We start from the raw sequence: 17,776 nt of genomic DNA, 5'->3' as shown, positions 1-17,776 counted from the left end.
TTGCCTCCGGCAATTATATCACAGGCAGGTGATTTACAGAGATTTAAGTTAATATAGTAGCACATTAATTTTTCAGGTTAATGACAAAATCAAATTTCAAAGGATGAAAATATGAACTATTCAGCAGGCGGATATATTGAAGCATGGTGCACAAAATGCAAACTGGAATTAGGCCATACGATTATTGTAATGGTTGAAAATGTTCCTGACAGGGTCAAATGCAATACTTGCAACGGGGAACACAACTTTCGCGTTAAACCGTCTGAGAAGCTCCTGACAAAATTGAAAAGCCCTGTACGGAAAATCAGGGTACTGGAAGCAAACTACAACGATTTGCTGACCCGGCTAACGGGCGGTGACCTTTCCAGCGCCAGGCAATACAGCATGAAAGAAAATTTTAAAAAAGATGAGGTAGTAAGCCATCCTTCATTCGGGATCGGGATAATATCATCTGTAATTCATGACAACAAAATGGAAATTCTTTTTAAAGATGGGCCCAGGCTGCTCATTCGAAATCAATCATAAAAGATTGTAGGGAATATTAAGCTTTCCCCTTCCGCTGATCAGCGCCCCTGTGACTGTAAAGTACAGGCGTGCGCATTGTTTTCACGAATATCTGAGAGGAAAAAACATCAATGGATATATTCAGAGAAATTTCGCGCCTTAATCCAAGGCAGAAGGAAGCGGTGCTGCACACGGACGGCCCGCTTCTCATCCTCGCCGGGGCAGGATCTGGAAAGACGAGGGTCATAACTATGAGGACCGCGTACCTGATACACACCGGTGTCAGCGCGGGGTCTGTCCTTGCGGTCACCTTTACCAACAAGGCCGCGCGGGAAATGAAAGGAAGGGTAAAGACCATGTTAAAGGGCGGGAACGGCTCGCCGGTCATCTCTACATTTCATTCCCTGTGCCTCAGGATATTAAGACGCGAGATAGAGCACATCGGTTACAGAAAGGACTTCACCATCTACGACACATCGGACCAGGTGTCGCTCCTGAGAAACATCATGTCTGAGATCAGGTTCTACGACAAGAGTTTCAAGGCCGAATCCGTACTGGAAAAGATCAGCAGGGTGAAGAACAATTTCACTCCGTCTGACGCCGCCGAATCCGAAGGTCCCGAGGAAGAGGCCTCGGCGATCATTTATCCGCGATACCACGAGGCGCTGAAGTCAATGAATGCCCTCGACTTCGATGACCTCCTCTTGCTAACGTTGAAACTTTTCAGGGAGCATCCTGGGGTCCTCGAAAAATACAGGGAGCGTTTCAAATATATAATGGTAGACGAGTATCAGGACACGAACCGCGTCCAATATAATTTCATCAAGCTTCTTGCCGGAGAGAGAAAGAACCTCTGCGTTGTCGGCGATGACGACCAGTCCATTTACGGATGGAGGGGCGCGGACCTCGGCAATATTCTCGATTTTGAAAAAGACTTTCCCGGCACTGTGACTGTCCGGCTTGAACAGAACTACCGCTCCTTCAGCCATATACTCAAGGCCGCAAACGGCGTGATAAAAAACAACAGCAGGAGAATGGAAAAATCCCTCTGGACGGATAAGGGCGGCGGCGCAAAGGTCAACATATTTAAGGCCGTTGATACCGAAGACGAGGCGGAATGGGCCGCCGACAGGATTTCCATGATGAAGGACGGTAAGAACATTCCATACGAGAGTATCGCAATCATCTACAGGGCGAATATATTTTCAAGGCCCTTTGAAGAGGCGCTTAGAAGCAAGAGAATTCCCTATTCAGTTGTGGGCGGGACAAGCTATTTCGAACGCACTGAGATCAAAGACCTCGCCGCGTATCTTAAAATAATCGCGAACCCTTCCGACGGCCTTAGCCTGCTGAGAGCGGCAAATGTGCCCAAGCGGGGACTCGGCCCTTCTGCCATCAGCAAGCTTTCTGATTTTGCCGGTTCCAATTCAATTGGACTCCTCGAAGCCTTTGGCAAGGCAGGCGGGATTCCCGTATTGAGCCCGAAGGCTGCCGAATCCGCTGAAGATTTTTTTAAACTGCTAAGCCGTTACCGCGATATTTTTATGAAGGGCAGGGACATGGGCAACACACTCAAGGCGCTCATTGAAGAGATCAATTACAAAGATTATTTGATCGAACTCTATAAGACACCCGATGCGGCATACGGCAGGATAGAAAACCTCGACGGGTTCGTCCAGTCCATGACCCACTACGAGTCAACGGACGCTTCGCCTTCACTTCACGGTTTCCTTGAGACAATGGCCCTCACGGACATGCTCGAGGAGAAGGAGGAAAAAGGCGGGCACGGCGTGACCCTCATTTCCTTTCACTCATCAAAGGGGCTGGAATTCCCCGTGGTATTCATAGCCGGCATTGAGGAGGACATCCTCCCGCACAAAAAATCTTACAGCGATGAGGGAATCGAGGAAGAAAGAAGGCTCTTCTACGTCGGGATAACAAGGGCGATGAACGAGCTTTACATTACATACACGGACCACAGAACAAAGTACGGAAAGGAAACGCCCTCGGTCCCATCGAGGTTTTTAGAGGAGATACCGGAGGAGGCGAGCAGTAAGATTGACAGGTTCGTTGAAATGGAGCCGGATGAGGAGAAGGCTTATCTGAAGAAATTGTATGATAACTTTATGGCAAAGCTTGAAGATTGAGAAAGAGAATATACCACAGAGTCACAGAGACACTGAGAAATGAGAAAAATAAAAAAATAATCCACAGATTGCACAGATGTACACAGATTTATTAGAGAGTTTTCTATCTTTGTCATCTGCGAAATCTGCGGATGAAATTTCTCTTTCTGTTTCTCCGTGTCTCCGTGCCTCTGTGGTTAATAAATATATTTGAGGAGAAGATGAACGAATTACATATTTCCATAATCGCGAAGGAACTTAATATTAAGCCGTCACAGGTCAAGGCGACTGCCGGGCTGCTTGATGAAGGGTCTACTGTGCCCTTTATCTCACGGTACAGGAAAGAGGCGACAGGCAGTCTTGATGAGGTTGCTGTTGCCGCGATAAGAGACAGGCTTGAACAGTTAAGAGAGCTTGATAAGCGGCGTGAGGCCATTGTCAAATCCCTGGAAGAACGGGGACTGCTCACTGACGAGTTAAAGGTAAAGATCGAGGGCGCTGAATCGCTTACTGTGCTTGAAGACATCTACCTCCCCTTCCGTCCCAAACGCCGCACGCGTGCAACTGTTGCAAAGGAAAAGGGGCTTGAGCCTCTCGCGTTAATGATATTTGAACAGGGCGAAATAATCCCGGAGACAGAAGCCGCTGCATTCATAGACGCTGAAAAGGGAGTTGCAACCGTTGAAGAGGCGCTTGCCGGGGCGCGGGACATTATTGCAGAATGGGTGAGCGAAGACCAGCGCGCGCGAGAAAAGATGCGTGAACTTTTTTCGGTCAAGGGCGTCATGCGTTCAAAAGTTATCACCGGTAAAGAGGAAGAGGGGATAAAATACAAAGACTATTATGAATGGGAGGAGCCTGTATCAAAGGCGCCTTCGCACAGGATACTTGCCATCAGGCGCGGAGAGAGCGAGGGCTTTCTCATCATGCGCATAACTCCGCCGGAAGATGAGGCGCTCGTATTGCTCGAAGAGCTTTTCTTAAAGGGAAATAATCCTGCCTCAGAGCAGGTGAAGGCCGCTGTCCATGACAGCTTCAAGCGGCTGCTCTCTTCCTCTATGGAGGCTGAGACACGCCTTGCCGCAAAGAAGCGGGCGGATGTTGAGGCCATTCGCGTTTTTGTCGAGAACCTGAGACAGCTTCTGCTTGCGCCGCCGCTTGGCGGGAAGAACATCCTCGCCATTGACCCCGGTTTCAGAACGGGGTGCAAGGTCGTCTGCCTCGACCGTCAGGGAAAACTGCTCCACAACGACGTCATTAATCCCCACTTTTCTGAAAAAGGAGTTTCGGAGTCCGCTGAAAATATAAGGGACTTGTGTAAACGTTTCAGCATTGAAGCGATTGCAATTGGAAACGGCACCGCGGGAAGAGAGACGGAGACTTTTATCAGAGGGCTTGCGCTTCCCGCAGAGATCATCATTGTCATGGTGAATGAAAGCGGAGCTTCAATATATTCCGCATCCGATGTCGCGCGTGAGGAATTTCCGGATTATGATGTAACGGTCCGCGGTTCTGTTTCTATCGGCCGGCGGCTTATAGACCCGCTTGCCGAATTGGTAAAAATAGATGCCAAGTCAATCGGGGTAGGGCAGTACCAGCACGATGTGGACCAGACCGCGTTGAAGAAGAGCCTTGATGACGTGGTCGTAAGCTGCGTCAACGGCGTCGGCGTTGAAGTGAACACAGCGAGCAAACAGCTCCTGACCTATGTCTCAGGCTTAGGGCCTCAGCTTGCAAAGGGCATCGTGGATTTCAGGAACGAGCACGGCCCATTCAAATCGCGCGAGGAGCTGAGGAGCGTTCCCCGCCTCGGGCCAAAAGCATTTGAGCAGGCGGCAGGATTTCTCCGCATACGCGATGGTGAAAACCCGCTCGACCGGAGCGCGGTCCATCCCGAAACCTATCACATCGTTGACGCCATGGCAAAAGATATCGGCTGCTCTTTGGACGGCCTTATGAAAGATGAGGGACTCAGAAAAAAGATCGACCTGTCGCGGTACGTCACAGACACCGTCGGGATGCCCACATTAAGCGACATCATGGCCGAGCTCGCCAAACCGGGACGCGACCCGAGAGAGCAGTTTGAGGTCTTCGGTTTTGCCGAAGGTGTGGCAAAAATAGAAGACGTAAAACCCGGAATGAAACTGCCCGGCATCGTCACGAACATCACCGCCTTCGGCGCCTTCGTGGACATCGGCGTCCACCAGGACGGACTTGTTCACATCAGCGAACTGTCAGACCGTTTCGTGAGAAACCCGTCAGACGTTGTGAAGGTGCATCAGAAGGTCACTGTCACCGTACTCGAAGTGGACCTGCAGAGAAAACGCACTGCACTCTCGATGAAGAGCGGACAGAAAGAAGAGCAAAAGCACAAAAGTGCAGAAGTCCAAAAGAGCGCGGAAGACAGGAAGACTGAAAGCGCTAAAGAGCGTAAGCACGTAAGTGAGAAAGACCGGAAGCATGGCGCGGCAGGTAAAAAAGAAAGACCTTCACCGTACGCAGGCAATCCTTTTTACGAGGCGTTTAAAAAGAAGAGAGACTGAAGGCTTTTTTGTGCTATTGGACTTTCTCTAACCTTGACAGCAGGAAGCATTAGAAGGTTAGCCTTTGTTTCTTAATGTTTCTGCAAAATTTACCAATCTATCTCTGTCTACAAATATTAGATTGTTCTTTAAAGAATGGCTTTCAATTTTTTCGCAAATTTTTTCAGTAGCGTTCTCCGTAAATTTACCGCTAATAATTATTGCAAGTTTTGAAATCCTTTGTTTGCGACGACTGTATATGTCATAAAAAGGCATCTTAAATGCATCTTCAGCTTGACCGATGATTTTATCGATGTCTGAATCTGCTCCACCTGAAACGTCCCCGAATTTGACTTGTGCAGCCCAATACTCAGTGTCGAGGAATTCAGTATGCCTTGCAAAAACTATATCTTTACCATATTCTCTTTTGCCGTGATTGTATCGGATATTTGTAAAGCCAAGCTTTCTCAGAATAGGAAGAACAATATGAAGAGAGAAATGTTTCTCGTCTTCAATGTTTTCTATTGAAAGTGATTGACTACCAAGAGAGGTTTCGACTGTTCCTTCAATTTCAGAGTAAATTTGTTCTGCAAGTTCAATGACTGTTGATAAATTTTCTGCCTCTATTTCAGTTGAGTAACTTAACAGAATCCATCGTCCATCATCCTTGTATTTTTCAATAGCTAAATCTCCTAATTCAAGCTGTCTTTCTTTTACTGCATCCCTTTTTGCTTCCATATAAGGTTTGAGACCAATTCGCCTATCAAATAATTTCCCAGTACCATTATCCTCATACGAAATTTTAACTTTATTATTTCCAATATTTCGTATGCAAAATACAATTCGGTCCATTAAAATATTATGATCCTCAATGGAGTTGCAAGGTTTAAATATAGCATCTTCAGGTAAGTCCTTGATAAGGATATCACTAATCAGACTTTTGGGAATATACCACAATTCTCCATCGAAATAAGGCCAGCCTTCGCCCTTAAGCAATTGTTGTCCCTTAAGAAAAATATTGGAAATGTTTCCTGATTCTGATCTGTCAATATTCATCGTATGTGGTTTATAAGGCTACGAAGTTCATGTTTTTGGTTATTCCCATCAAAAGATAACACAAACGGTTTTTTGCTTGCAAGGTAATTCTTTGATCTTTTTTTGATATGGGGAAGGAACTCATTGGGGAAGGATTCCAAAGAGAAGGGGATAAATAAATAGTTGTCTTTTGATGCTTATTTATACTTTATTACGGCCTCATACTCGATCCTTGCATGGTCGGAGGCTTGAGTATCGATGTTGCCGTGACAGACGATGGCTCCTTTTTTCGCTTTCTTATGTGTTTTGACCATACCTGCGACTACTGAAGATAAGTCGAACCCGCCTCCGTCACAGCCCCTTGTCATGCAGTCCATCTTGAAAAGGGCATAAGAGCTCGGAAAGAGATTTAAAGTACGGACCATAAGGACGGGATTTGCAGCTTTGCGATAATACGTCATGTGGATTACTATGTCCGATACAGCGGGGAAACGGTCCGAAACCAAACCGGCAGCAAGATTGATCTGCTTCTTTAATTCCATTGTTGCGGCATAATTATTTCTGTGCGCCATGTTGACCTCCAAAAATAAAAATCCCCCCTGCTCAGGAGCAAGGGGGATTTAGCGTGTCAATTACAGTTTAACAACATTGATTGCCTTGGGGCCTTTCGGGCCTTTTTCGGTATCAAAGCTTACTGCTTCACCTTCGGCAAGGGACTTAAAACCATTGCCTGTGATTGATGTGTGGTGAACAAATGCTTCACTTCCGTCTTCACATGCAATAAAGCCAAAACCTTTTGCGTCATTGAACCACTTTACTGTTCCATTAGCCATTTCTTTTACCTCCTTTTTTTAAACTGAAATCTCAGAGGTCTTAACATACAAAAAAAGCCACAAAGTAGAAAAGTCTTTGTGGCCTTAAGAACAGCAAAAACTTCTAAAATTCTGTAGTGAGCATGGCATTATATCGTATGGTTTGTCAAGGAGAAAATTTTTTACACTGCAAAACAGTACACGCTGCAGAGCGGCGCCGCTTGCATTCCCTCAGGATTTGTAGTATCTATTTTATATAGAGACAAAAAGGAGAGTGGTGATAAAATGAAAACAAAACTGCTCATAATTTTTCTTGCAAGTTTGATATTAATCTCATGCGCGCCGGTGCTGAGAGAAGACCTTATGAGGAGCGGCATCGTAAACTTCCAGCTTGCTGATATCAAAGAAAATCCCGTTCACAACGAAGGTAAACTGTTCATCCTCGGCGGCATCATTGTGAAGACAACGGTAACAAAGGAAGGCTCTCTCTTAGAGTCAATATATGTGCCTGTAGATACAAGGGGTTACTTTAGAACACTCGGGACAAAAGACGGGAGGTTTCTCGCGCTTTACCGGGGCAAGGAGCTTTTAGACCCTGTCATTTACAAAGAGAAGAGAGAGGTCACAATCGCAGGGGAGTTTATCGGATTACGAAAAGGCATGATAGGTGAAATGGAATACACTTATCCGCTCTTTGAGATAAAAGAGATTTACCTGTGGCCGGAATACAGGGACACCGGCTCTTACAGATATCCGTACTATTATCCATACTATTACCCGCCGCCGTATTACCCGTACTATCGTTACAGACCTTACCCCTATTATGATTATCCGTATTATCCGTGGTGGTGACGTGCGGTTAAGCAACATCTGTTTCCGGCTTAATGCCCGCGGTGGCGGGCGTGATTTTTCCTGACGATCTTTACGGTGCTTGCCTGCGGGCCCTTTTCCCCCATCTCTTCAGCAAAGCGGACTTCCATGCCGGTCTTAAGCTTGTCGAACCCGTCGAGCACGCTGTTTTTATGGAAGTATATCTCCCTTGCCCCGGACCCCTCTATGAAACCGTAGCCGTCATCGGGGAAGAGTTTAGCGACCACTCCATAGGGCAGATGGTCATGGCTCTTTATGTTGCCGCTCATAATAAAGGAATGCTCTTCAAGCTGGCGCGCAACATCGTCAAAGGCGTGATGGACTGCAACGTGTATGTCTTCATGACTGTGGTGAAGAGGGTGTTCACGGCTAACAACTATCTGCTTGTCGGGCACGTTTAACGTTATGGTGGTCTTAAACAAATTTCCGCTGTGGCTGCTCTTGTGAGGACGCTCCACAACAACCCGGCAACTGATGATCCGGGGATGATATTCTTCAAGCTTGGCAGACCATTTTTTGATCTCTTCATCGAGGCTCTCTTTGTAGAGATCGACATCGCGCAAAACAATTTGCAATGGTGTTTCCATAAACAAATGCTATCAACGAATCCGCTTCGTGTCAAGCATATGTCTTGACTTATACACTTTCTTGACAAAGAAGAAATTTGTGATACATTTTAATCAGAGACGGTTGCAATGTGAACAGGAGGTGATCGTATGGCGGAGACACTGAAAAAAGTTGAATGCGACCCGACATGTGGTTTCATGATAAGGAGCCACGATGAAAAGGAGATTATAGAGCTTGTACGGCAACATGCTGAAAAGATTCACAATATGAAAGTCAAGGAAAAGGACATAATAGAAAAGATGAAGGCCGCTTAGCTCTGTGAGATGTCCGAAAAAATATAATGAGCCGACTATAGAGGCCGGCTCATTTTTTTTGAGCTTGAGTGAAAGTAGGTTATAATATGCAGGAGAGTTTATTAACAATGAGTGCTGAAACAGATAAAGACCGGGATTTTTCAAAAAAAGGGTTCTTTAAGAATTTGTTCCGGCTCAGTATTGTCAAGAAGATCCTCTACGGATACCTTACCCTTACATTCCTTATTATTTTGATTTCAGTCTTTGCCCTTTCAAGCCTTGAGAGGCTGAACAGGATAAACGAGAGCATTGTCCGCGAAGACGTGCAGGTGATTGAAACAACTAACAGGATGATCGACAATATTTTCGCCGAGGAACTGTATGCCCGGAGGTATTTTATTTTAAAAAGTTCCGAGATGCTCGCATTGTTCCGTGAAAGAAACCTGGAATTCAACAGGATGCTGGGAGAAATCCGCGCCCTTTCAGTCGAATACAATTCATATTTAGAACGTCTCGCGTCCGCTCATGAAGAGTACAGCAACATGGTCCTTACAGTCTCTTCGTCGGCCTCCGTAGAAGTCTATAACGGACAGATCCAGCAGAAACAGAATGAGATTATCTCCCTTATCAAAGACGTATCTTCTCAGGCAAAAGGCGTTCAGCACAGGAAAATGCACAAAACCGAACAAATCGGCTCCACGGCCTTCAGGGTAGCGGGTATATTGTGCGGCGCCGGGATCATACTGAGCATCAGCACGGCCCTGCTGATAACCCGTAATATTTCACGCTCGGTGTCTCAATTGAAACAGGCGGCCCATAAAATATCCGAAGGTGATTTTGAATATATCTCCGATGTCAATAACAGGGACGAATTCGGGGAGCTCTCTCAATCATTTACTGAAATGGCAAAAAGGCTTAAGCGGCTTGAGGCTGTATATCTCGACACAAACCCTCTCACGCACCTCCCCGGGGGAATTGCGGTAGAAAATGAAATTACAAACCGCCTCTCCACAAGCTCAGGCGCGGCGTTCTGTTTCGTGGACCTTGACAACTTTAAGGCATTTAATGACTGTTACAGTTACGCCAGAGGCAGCGAAGTGATCAAGGCAGCCGCGAGGATAATAGAAGAAGTAGTCTCTGAGGCCGGAACGCAAGGGGACTTCATCGGGCATATAGGGGGAGACGACTTTGTTTTCATAACTTCGTTAAACAACTACGCAGGCGTATGCGAGAGGATCATCGAACGGTTTGACAAGAAAATCGTGCAATACTACGACACAGGGGACCTGAAGCGCGGTTTTATCACCAGTAAAAACCGTCAGGACGTTGAGATGCAATTTTCAATAATGACAATCTCAATCGCGGTAATTACCAGGCAGCAGAATGAACTTATAAATCAGATCAAGCTTGGGGAAACAGCCGCCGAGCTGAAGCATTACGCGAAATCCATTCCACGCAGTATATGGGTAACTGAAAGGAGACAAGGTGCCAGCCGGCCGGGCCAGGATGAAAATGTTATCCGTTTCCCAAAACACACGGCTTAGCACAGGATACGAAATGTCCGAATTTATTAATAGCATCAGAATAGCCGTTCTGCTCCTGTTAGCAGTATCTGCGTCTCAATGCACCGTGATAAGCATTCAAAAGGAAATGCCCTCCGATACCCTTTACGCGGAGTACAGGACTTTGAAGTCTGCGGGATTTCAGAAAGAGATTGAATGGTTATTGGAGGCGGCAAAAAAACCGACGGATGGAGACTTCGCTGTGAATGCGCATCTTAAGCTTGCCTTTCTCTTTTCACATTACAGAAACCCGGCGCCTGATTACCCCAGGGCATTAAATGAGCTCAAGACGTTTGAGTCGCAAAATCCCAAATACGGCAGGGACGGCTTTATTAAAAACTGGCGCCGCATGCTTGAAGAGATTGTAAGGCTCTCCGGCCGGAATGAAGAGTTGAAAGACCAGGCGGAAAGGTTAAGTGAAGGGATTTCTGATATTGAGAGCGCGAACAATGATCTTCATAACGCGAACAAAGGTCTTGAAAGAGAGATCAGAAAGCTTGAAAGCGCCAACAAGGAACTTGAAAGCGAAAATGAAAAGATAACTGAAAAGCTGAAGCAATTAAAAGACATCGACGTCGAACTGGAGGAAAAGAGAAAGCAGATAAAATAGTGAGCGCTTATAAACTGACTTCTTTTATTTTCGTCATGCCCGAAGTCTGCCCCCGAATTTCGTAATCGTGGGGCTGTAATCGGGCATCCAGAACTTATAAAAAAGACTGGATTCCCGCTCAGCGGACTACGGGAATGACAGTTCAATGTTTGAGTTTATGGACAACACTTATTACTCGTTACTAATTTTTATGGACAAGTATTTCATAGATAAGAATGGCAAGGCTGAAGAATATTTCCGGGACACAAGGGAAACAAAACATGTCCATTTCCCCCTATGCCTGGCAATTAAATACGGCGATGCTGTGCCGGTGGAGTGTCCGAATTTCCTTCTTAATACAAGCAAAGGGAAAGTGTTTGTAGAAACCGATGACCCCCTGCCTGAAGGCGCGGAGGTTGTGCTGCATTTTTATATCCCCCCCGACGCAAAGCTTTTATCGGAGTTTAAAGGCAAGGTGGTCCAGAGGGAAGGCAGCTTGCCGGATGTAAAAGGCAATCTGATAAAAATCCGGGATTTCCTGCACGGCAAATTACACAAGCTTGAAGAATACCTCGAAGAAAAAAGACACTTGGTCGACGAAGAAGTGTAGCTGGTTAATTTACTATAATAACCACCCAGCCCGTGTCCTTTACTCCACTTGCTCCGGTAACAGTCAGGGCAATCATATAGGTCCCCTTATAATTGAATGTATGCTGCGGCGACGCCTCTGTTGAAGTCCTGCCGTCGTCAAAGTTCCATAGATAGGATACCGTGCCTCCGCTGCTGACAGCAGGCCCTGCTGCATTGAATTGCACAGTCAAAGGTGCGGTCCCGAATTCGGGGCCCGCAAGGACGTTCACCTGTTGTGCGGGCGCTACGCTTTTGTTCCCTAAGTCAAAGGAACAGGCAAGTAGTTGAATGAAGATAATTAAAACCGCTGTTATCGACGCCGCTCTTTTTATCATATTTATTATTATCAAGATAATTTTTGAGCAAATATGATATTAATCATAGCGGCCCGGCTACTTAGAGTCTGTCCATAAACTGACTTTTTTTATTTTCGTCATGCCCGAAGTTAGTAATCGGGCATCCAGAACTTATAAAAAAAACTGGATTCCCGCTCAACAGACTGCGGGAATGACAGTTCAATGTTTGAGTTTATGGACAAACCGTCTAATCGCATCCATCATTCTATACCCTCACAAAAGGTTTATCGGGTCCACGTCCACATCGATTTTTATTTCTTTTATATCTCTTATTGTCTCCAAAACAGCGGACGCGGCCTGACGGAGGGACTTGGAATTCTTGCCTTTCAGGATGAGATGCCACCGCCAGTAATTTCTGATCTTTTCAACCGGGGCAGGCGCAGGGCCGAGGATTGTGATGTCGGGGACCCTTATCTTTGCAGTTCTCGCTGAGACATCTTTCATTATCTTCTTTGCGGTATCTTTGCTTTTGAAATTGAAAACGATCCTTATCAGTTTACTGAACGGAGGGTAGGACAGCTCCTTTCTCATCTCTATTTCGTTTTGATAGAACCCGATGTAGTCATGATCGCAAACATAATTAAAGACATAATGTTGCGGCTCGTAAGTTTGTATGAATACCTTTCCGGGGGCATCGCCGCGTCCAGCTCTTCCCGCAAGCTGTGTGAATAACTGGAAGGTCCTCTCCGACGACCTGAAGTCAGGCAGGTTCAATGCCACATCCGCAAACACCACGGCGGCAACCGTCACGTCCGGGAAGTCATGCCCCTTTGCTATCATCTGAGTGCCAAGAAGCACGTCGATCTTTTTCCCCTCCATGTCCTTCACTATCCTGTAATGCGAGAGTTTTTTTCTCGTGGTGTCCCGGTCCATCCTTTTCAGGACAAGCTCAGGTATAAGGACCTGAAGCTCTTCTTCGATCCTTTGCGTGCCAAGCCCAATGTATTTTATCTTCGCTCCCTTGCATTGAGGGCAGACATCCTGCGGTTCCAGAAATGAATTGCAGTAATGGCAGTTCAGCGTCTTTGTGTCCTTGTGATAGGTGAGAGTAATGCTGCACGCCGGGCATTTATACGTATAGCCGCAATCCACGCACATGAGAAAAGGTGAGTATCCGCGCCTGTTGAGCAAAATGAGGGACTGATGGCCGTTTGCGAGGGCCTCCTTTAAAACACCAAGCAGTTTTTTTGAATATGACAGGGACTCCTTTTCCTCTTTTGTCATGTCTACTATCTCGACTTGCGGCATTGGTTTCCGCTCTACCCTGTGGGTCAGTTCGAGGTAAGTGAGTTTACCTTTCTTCGCGTGATAGAAGCTCTCAAGAGAAGGAGTGGCTGAACCGAGGACAATTTTAGTCCCCTCTATCTTGGCCCTTGCAAGGGCAACGTCCCTCGCGCTGTACCGCAGGCCCTCAAACTGTTTGTAAGAGGCCTCGTGCTCTTCATCAATGATGATGAGACCGAGATTTTTAAAAGGCGCAAAGACCGCACTCCTTACCCCGATGGCGACCCTGACCTCGCCGTTTCTGATCTTACGCCACTGTGATATTCTTTCGCCCGGAGAAAGTCCGCTGTGAAAGAATGCGACCTTGTCTTTGAAGCGGCTGCGGAACCTGTCAATTATCTGTGTCGTGAGGGCGATCTCCGGCACAAGCACGATCGTCTCTTTATCGCCGAGCGCTTCAATGGCACGGAGGTATATCTCGGTCTTGCCGCTTCCGGTCACGCCGTGAAGGAGAAAGGCGCCTGATTGTGCCTTGTTAATTTCGGTCAGGGCCTTTTCCTGTTCAGAGGTGAGATTGAAAATGGCCGCGGGCCTTATTTCATCATCATAAGTGATCCTGCCTTTGCCGCCTTTCTTGCCTTCAAAGATCCCTGACGGAATTGCATTTTTCAATGCCAGACCTGCGGTAGACATATAATACTGCCCGGTCCACTCGATCAGTTTCAACAAACTTTCAGGAACAAGCGGCCCGTCGTCAAGCACTTCCTCAATGGGTTTCAGAATAATTTCTTTCTTAACGCCTGTGCCTGCTGCTTTTTGTCCTGTTCTGACCTCTGCCTTCTGCCTTCTGACTTCTGTCTTCTGTGCTCTGTCTTCTGTGCTCTGAACTATCCCCACCTTCTTCCCCCTCTTAAATGGCGCAAGGACACGCGCGCCGGGCTTGATCTTTGTTTGTATCTCTTCAGGGACCAGGTACGTAAACGCATTGGCATTTATCGGGAACAAGATATTTACTTTCATCTGATCTGACATCGTCTTATTGTACATTAAAATTTCAAACGATAAACCTGTATAATATTTGTCAATGCCAGACCGTTCCGCAGCAGACAAGACCAGTCAATTAGCATTGCCCTTTTCTCATGATGAATGTTCACTCAGGTCTCATTTTGAGAAAGCCGCGGGCAGGTCCGTCTCGCTTATTTTCACGGAAAATTCCACAAGCATGATCTCAATGAGACCGAGGGGGAATTCCATCTCGGTCAGGCTCCACAGGATGTTCCTTAATGCGGGAGATGAGGTCCTTGACGAGATAACGGGAATGATAAAACGCAGAAAGGGAAAGACCCCGCACATCAGAAGATTTATCAGCGATCATTTGCAATATGTTAAGAGGAAGCCAAAGCGCATTACACTAAAAACTGACGGCAGATTTTACGACCTCACCGATATATATCATTCTGTGAACAGCGAGTATTTTGACGGCAAGGTCTCCGCAAGAATCACATGGGGCGCAAAATGCCCGAGGCGCGCCGTCAGAAGGCGGATACTCGGCAGCTTCAGCAGGGACGAAGGGATAATAAGGATCAACCCGGTGCTCGATACCTCAAGGGTGCCTCGCTATTACATTGAGTATGTGGTCTATCATGAGATGCTCCACGCCGACATGAAAAGCGTGACCGGCAAGGGCAGGGTGCATCCAAAGGAATTCAGAGAACGCGAAAGAATGTTTAAGCATTACGCAAAGGCCTTGAGTTGGGAGAAAAGGAATTAAAACTGAATAGAAAAGTTTAGCCACGAATTCCACGAATGAACACGAATTATAATTTTATCTTTTATTCGTGGCAATTCGTGAGATTCGCGGCTGAGAACCAAATATCAGGGTGTCGATAAGGTCATTATCACCTTCGTCCCTTCTTCCGGCACGGGCTCAATGGTCATTGAACCGTAGTTCTTCCTTAACGCTAACTTGGCGATGGCGAGTCCAAAACCCGTGCCAAGAGGCTTGGTTGAGTAAAAGGGAGAAAAGATCTTCTCCATCTCTTCGGGGCCCGGAGGAATGCCTGTGTTGAATATCTCGATCCTGACGCGGTTAGGCAGTGCATCAGTCACAATTGAGAAGACCTGTACGACCGGGTTTTTCCGGTCAACCGCCTCAAGGCTGTTTTCAAGAATATGAAAAAAAACATTCTCAAGTTCTTCACGGTCGCCAAGGACCTGCGGCGCGGAGGCGTCAAGGCGCACGTCGATTTTGACATTGCCGAATTTTTCCCTGACCTGCAATCTGTCAAGGGCGCTCCGGATCAGTTTATCAAGCGGGAGGGACATGATCTTCGGGTCTTTTTCATAGATATCAAAGTATGTTTTGATGTCGGACACCATGCGCTCGCATGAGACACTTTCCATTATCAAAGAGTTGTAGATACCATACGCCGGGTCATTCACGTCGCTTTTTTTATGGAGCCTTCTGATGAATCCGCCGATGACGATCACGCGGTTTCTGATCTTGTCAGCGATGCCCTTGATGATCTCTATATCGCATCTGCTGGTGGCCTCGATATAGGCGCTTGTCTCGATCAACAGGCAAAAGTCCAGCAGCTTGTTGACAAGCTGAGAAACAGCTCCTGCCTGATCAGGCGGGACCTCTGTGAACACGATGTTCTGGCAAAACTGTCTTGCCACGGAAAAGCCGAGGTTTGAATATCTCTGGTCGAGATTCACCTCCACATGTCTCAAGCCGATCTTCCAGAGGCGGGCGATGAATTCATTGTCCAATGTCGAGCTGAAAAGCATCTCGAACCAGCCCGCCCATGCCTTGCGCAAAACCCCCGGGGTCTGAACGTGTTCAAGAATGAGTTTAGTCTCAGGGATGCCCAGGAAGACGCCGTAGAAATATTCGGCGAACTCCTTTTTCCTGCTGATAAAGATGGATTTAAACGGCCCCAGCTTTTTCAACTCGCTGCTGTCAAGGCCGATGCTCTCCTGAAACAGGAGAAGTTTTTCGTATGGGACAGGAACGTTAAGCATATCGGTGTTTGCCTCCCGGACAATTATTGAAATGCCTATGACAATATTAATATGTTTTAAAACGGGTTGCAAGCTGTTGTTCTTGACGTTCTCAAGTAATCACAATCAAATTTTTTCTGCATCGTTTTTTCTTGCGTTCTTTCTTGTCTCGCAGTAAAATTAGTAACGCTCTTAAGAAATTCCAAATTCTTCGGACAGCGGGGGCAATTCATGTACAAGAGCGGGCTTTTAATTAAGGGAAATGAACATTGAACTAATGAGAGACCATTTAATTCACATTATGATTTCAGTCCTGTCCATGTTAATTTTGACAATGGAATTAACTGATGTTGTCGCCTCAAATGGACAGAAGTTACCTGCTTTAAAAATAGAAGGCGTCGAATACACATCTACTTTTGAGTATCTAAGATTTGGTGTAAATGATTTTATTTATGACTATCCAGTTGAATTGGAAATTAGATTGAATAACAATGACAGTATGCCTACAAAAGCACTTATGGTAAATGCCACTCTTAAATATGATTATCGAACTCGAGGTGGTGGCAGGGTAGGAGCATCAGGTTACGAAAAAGGCAGATTTACATTGATGCCAATGGATATTCCGGTCGTCGGCCCAAACAGCAATGCAATATTTAAATTTAAGACTAAATCTATTAGATTTGAAGAGCCTCCAATAGATAATACGGCGATATTATTATTGGAAATAAGGGATGTAAAGAACGGCGAATTGATTGACGAGGCTTCCCATTCTGTTAAATTAATAACACGATCAAGTGCTGAAGATCAGATAAGAGGAACTCTAACATTCTGGATTGTGATTGCAACATTTTTCATCTCTCTTATTACTCTTCTTTTTTCATGGTCCAGAAAATCTGAGTCTAAGGAAATAAAAAAAGAAGCAGACATCGTTCAAGATGATTTTCCTGAACTAATGAAAGAAGTAGAAAACACACAAGATGATTCTAAACAAGCAATCAATAAATAAGGGTTGTTGATGCATAAAAGAGAAGGAGTGCTACAGGACACTTTTGGGGGATACGTTAGACATCCGTGATGGAATGCGATTAATTTATGGAAAAATATTTTGGTATTTCTCTTTTTATTATTAGTCTTGTCGTTGCATTCTGGGGTATTTATAGTAAACAAAGCAAAGCAGCAGTAATATTCTTTTGTCTTTTTAGTTCTTTTTTAGGATTGATTTTCTTGTTGTACGATCGATTAATTGAGATAACAATTGAAAATGTTGGCTCTATTAAGGCAGCTCAAATACAAGCTAAAACGGATGCAGACGTAATCTCTGAATTAAAGCGACGTATTGGAAACCAAGCGGAGACAATTGATTTAATCGCAGAGCAAGCAAGTAATGCTGAAAAAATGTTTGAAGACCTCGCAAAAAAGAACTCTTTAGCAGGCAAAAAAATAGATGAACTAAATGTTGCTTCGCAAAAAGCGTCAAAATCACTTATAAATATACAATCAGCTACAGAGTTTATCACAGCATTCCTAAATGCGGAGAACGATGAGACTGTCTCACTAACTGTGTAAGTTCAATTTTCACTGTATCCTATCCTCAAACAATATAGCGATTTGAGAATAGACTTGAGACCATCCTCTGAGAGGCATGGTCCATTTTTTATCGAGTTCCAGTGCTGCCATATATAG

18 protein-coding genes are annotated in these 17,776 nt (G+C 45.7%); 11 read left to right on the top strand and 7 right to left on the bottom strand.

From position 1 onward, the window contains the following. Window positions 1-111 precede the first annotated feature (111 nt). The 3 genes from HZB61_11900 to HZB61_11890 all read left to right on the top strand — a co-directional run bounded on the left by HZB61_11900 (window position 112) and on the right by HZB61_11890 (window position 5,173). Window positions 112-525, top strand: a complete 414-nt coding sequence (locus tag HZB61_11900; protein ID MBI5057306.1) for a hypothetical protein — start codon at window positions 112-114, stop codon at window positions 523-525. Window positions 526-635: 110 nt separating this feature from the next. Beyond that, window positions 636-2,651, top strand: coding sequence for a UvrD-helicase domain-containing protein (locus HZB61_11895; protein MBI5057305.1), 2,016 nt, complete (start codon window positions 636-638; stop codon window positions 2,649-2,651). Window positions 2,652-2,851: 200 nt separating this feature from the next. Continuing rightward, window positions 2,852-5,173 carry an RNA-binding transcriptional accessory protein gene (locus HZB61_11890; protein ID MBI5057304.1) on the top strand — a complete coding sequence of 774 codons (2,322 nt, stop codon included), beginning with the start codon at window positions 2,852-2,854 and terminating at the stop codon, window positions 5,171-5,173. A gap of 57 nt (window positions 5,174-5,230) precedes the next feature. On the opposite strand, the gene HZB61_11885 is transcribed toward HZB61_11890, so the two are convergent. The 3 genes from HZB61_11885 to HZB61_11875 form a co-directional block, all read right to left on the bottom strand. After that, complete coding sequence (locus HZB61_11885; protein MBI5057303.1) at window positions 5,231-6,208, bottom strand: restriction endonuclease; 978 nt, start codon at window positions 6,206-6,208, stop codon at window positions 5,231-5,233. 176 nt (window positions 6,209-6,384) lie between these two features. Continuing rightward, entirely contained in the window at window positions 6,385-6,759 is a 375-nt protein-coding gene (locus HZB61_11880; protein ID MBI5057302.1) for a hypothetical protein, read from the bottom strand. Window positions 6,760-6,819: 60 nt separating this feature from the next. Beyond that, window positions 6,820-7,020 carry a cold shock domain-containing protein gene (locus HZB61_11875; GenBank protein MBI5057301.1) on the bottom strand — a complete coding sequence of 67 codons (201 nt, stop codon included), beginning with the start codon at window positions 7,018-7,020 and terminating at the stop codon, window positions 6,820-6,822. Between the two features lie 264 nt (window positions 7,021-7,284). Here HZB61_11875 and HZB61_11870 point away from each other — a divergent pair, with 264 nt between their 5' ends. Then, a complete protein-coding gene (locus HZB61_11870; protein ID MBI5057300.1) occupies window positions 7,285-7,851 on the top strand; it encodes a Slp family lipoprotein in 567 nt (188 codons plus the stop codon). Window positions 7,852-7,880: 29 nt separating this feature from the next. Here HZB61_11870 and HZB61_11865 read toward each other — a convergent pair whose 3' ends face one another. After that, window positions 7,881-8,456: an HPF/RaiA family ribosome-associated protein gene (locus HZB61_11865; protein MBI5057299.1), complete on the bottom strand. Its 576-nt coding sequence runs from the start codon at window positions 8,454-8,456 to the stop codon at window positions 7,881-7,883. 129 nt (window positions 8,457-8,585) lie between these two features. Here HZB61_11865 and HZB61_11860 point away from each other — a divergent pair, with 129 nt between their 5' ends. The 4 genes from HZB61_11860 (at window position 8,586) to HZB61_11845 (ending at window position 11,490) form a co-directional block, all read left to right on the top strand. After that, window positions 8,586-8,750, top strand: coding sequence for a DUF1059 domain-containing protein (locus HZB61_11860; protein ID MBI5057298.1), 165 nt, complete (start codon window positions 8,586-8,588; stop codon window positions 8,748-8,750). Window positions 8,751-8,857: 107 nt separating this feature from the next. Then, complete coding sequence (locus HZB61_11855) at window positions 8,858-10,273, top strand: HAMP domain-containing protein (GenBank protein MBI5057297.1); 1,416 nt, start codon at window positions 8,858-8,860, stop codon at window positions 10,271-10,273. Window positions 10,274-10,286: 13 nt separating this feature from the next. Next, window positions 10,287-10,901 (top strand): hypothetical protein, encoded by a 615-nt coding sequence (locus HZB61_11850; protein ID MBI5057296.1) that lies wholly within the window; start codon window positions 10,287-10,289, stop codon window positions 10,899-10,901. Between the two features lie 145 nt (window positions 10,902-11,046). Further along, complete coding sequence (locus HZB61_11845) at window positions 11,047-11,490, top strand: hypothetical protein (GenBank protein MBI5057295.1); 444 nt, start codon at window positions 11,047-11,049, stop codon at window positions 11,488-11,490. A gap of 4 nt (window positions 11,491-11,494) precedes the next feature. Here HZB61_11845 and HZB61_11840 read toward each other — a convergent pair whose 3' ends face one another. After that, window positions 11,495-11,845, bottom strand: coding sequence for a PKD domain-containing protein (locus tag HZB61_11840; protein ID MBI5057294.1), 351 nt, complete (start codon window positions 11,843-11,845; stop codon window positions 11,495-11,497). 234 nt (window positions 11,846-12,079) lie between these two features. Then, on the bottom strand, window positions 12,080-14,110 hold the full coding sequence (priA, locus tag HZB61_11835; protein ID MBI5057293.1) for a primosomal protein N': 2,031 nt from the start codon (window positions 14,108-14,110) through the stop codon (window positions 12,080-12,082). Between the two features lie 64 nt (window positions 14,111-14,174). Here priA and HZB61_11830 point away from each other — a divergent pair, with 64 nt between their 5' ends. After that, the gene (locus HZB61_11830) at window positions 14,175-14,861 is read left to right on the top strand and encodes a hypothetical protein (protein MBI5057292.1); all 687 of its coding nucleotides are present in this window, start codon (window positions 14,175-14,177) and stop codon (window positions 14,859-14,861) included. A 104-nt stretch (window positions 14,862-14,965) separates the two neighbouring features. Here the strand turns inward: HZB61_11830 and HZB61_11825 are convergent, their stop codons facing one another. Then, the gene (locus HZB61_11825; GenBank protein ID MBI5057291.1) at window positions 14,966-16,114 is read right to left on the bottom strand and encodes a hypothetical protein; all 1,149 of its coding nucleotides are present in this window, start codon (window positions 16,112-16,114) and stop codon (window positions 14,966-14,968) included. 313 nt (window positions 16,115-16,427) lie between these two features. Here HZB61_11825 and HZB61_11820 point away from each other — a divergent pair, with 313 nt between their 5' ends. Further along, window positions 16,428-17,099 carry a hypothetical protein gene (locus HZB61_11820; protein MBI5057290.1) on the top strand — a complete coding sequence of 224 codons (672 nt, stop codon included), beginning with the start codon at window positions 16,428-16,430 and terminating at the stop codon, window positions 17,097-17,099. 86 nt (window positions 17,100-17,185) lie between these two features. Then, on the top strand, window positions 17,186-17,659 hold the full coding sequence (locus HZB61_11815; protein ID MBI5057289.1) for a hypothetical protein: 474 nt from the start codon (window positions 17,186-17,188) through the stop codon (window positions 17,657-17,659). Window positions 17,660-17,776: the final 117 nt, after the last annotated feature.

This window comes from Nitrospirota bacterium, assembly GCA_016214845.1.
Lineage (GTDB): Bacteria > Nitrospirota > Thermodesulfovibrionia > UBA6902 > UBA6902 > SURF-23.
This window is presented reverse-complemented; position numbering and strand designations above follow the sequence as displayed.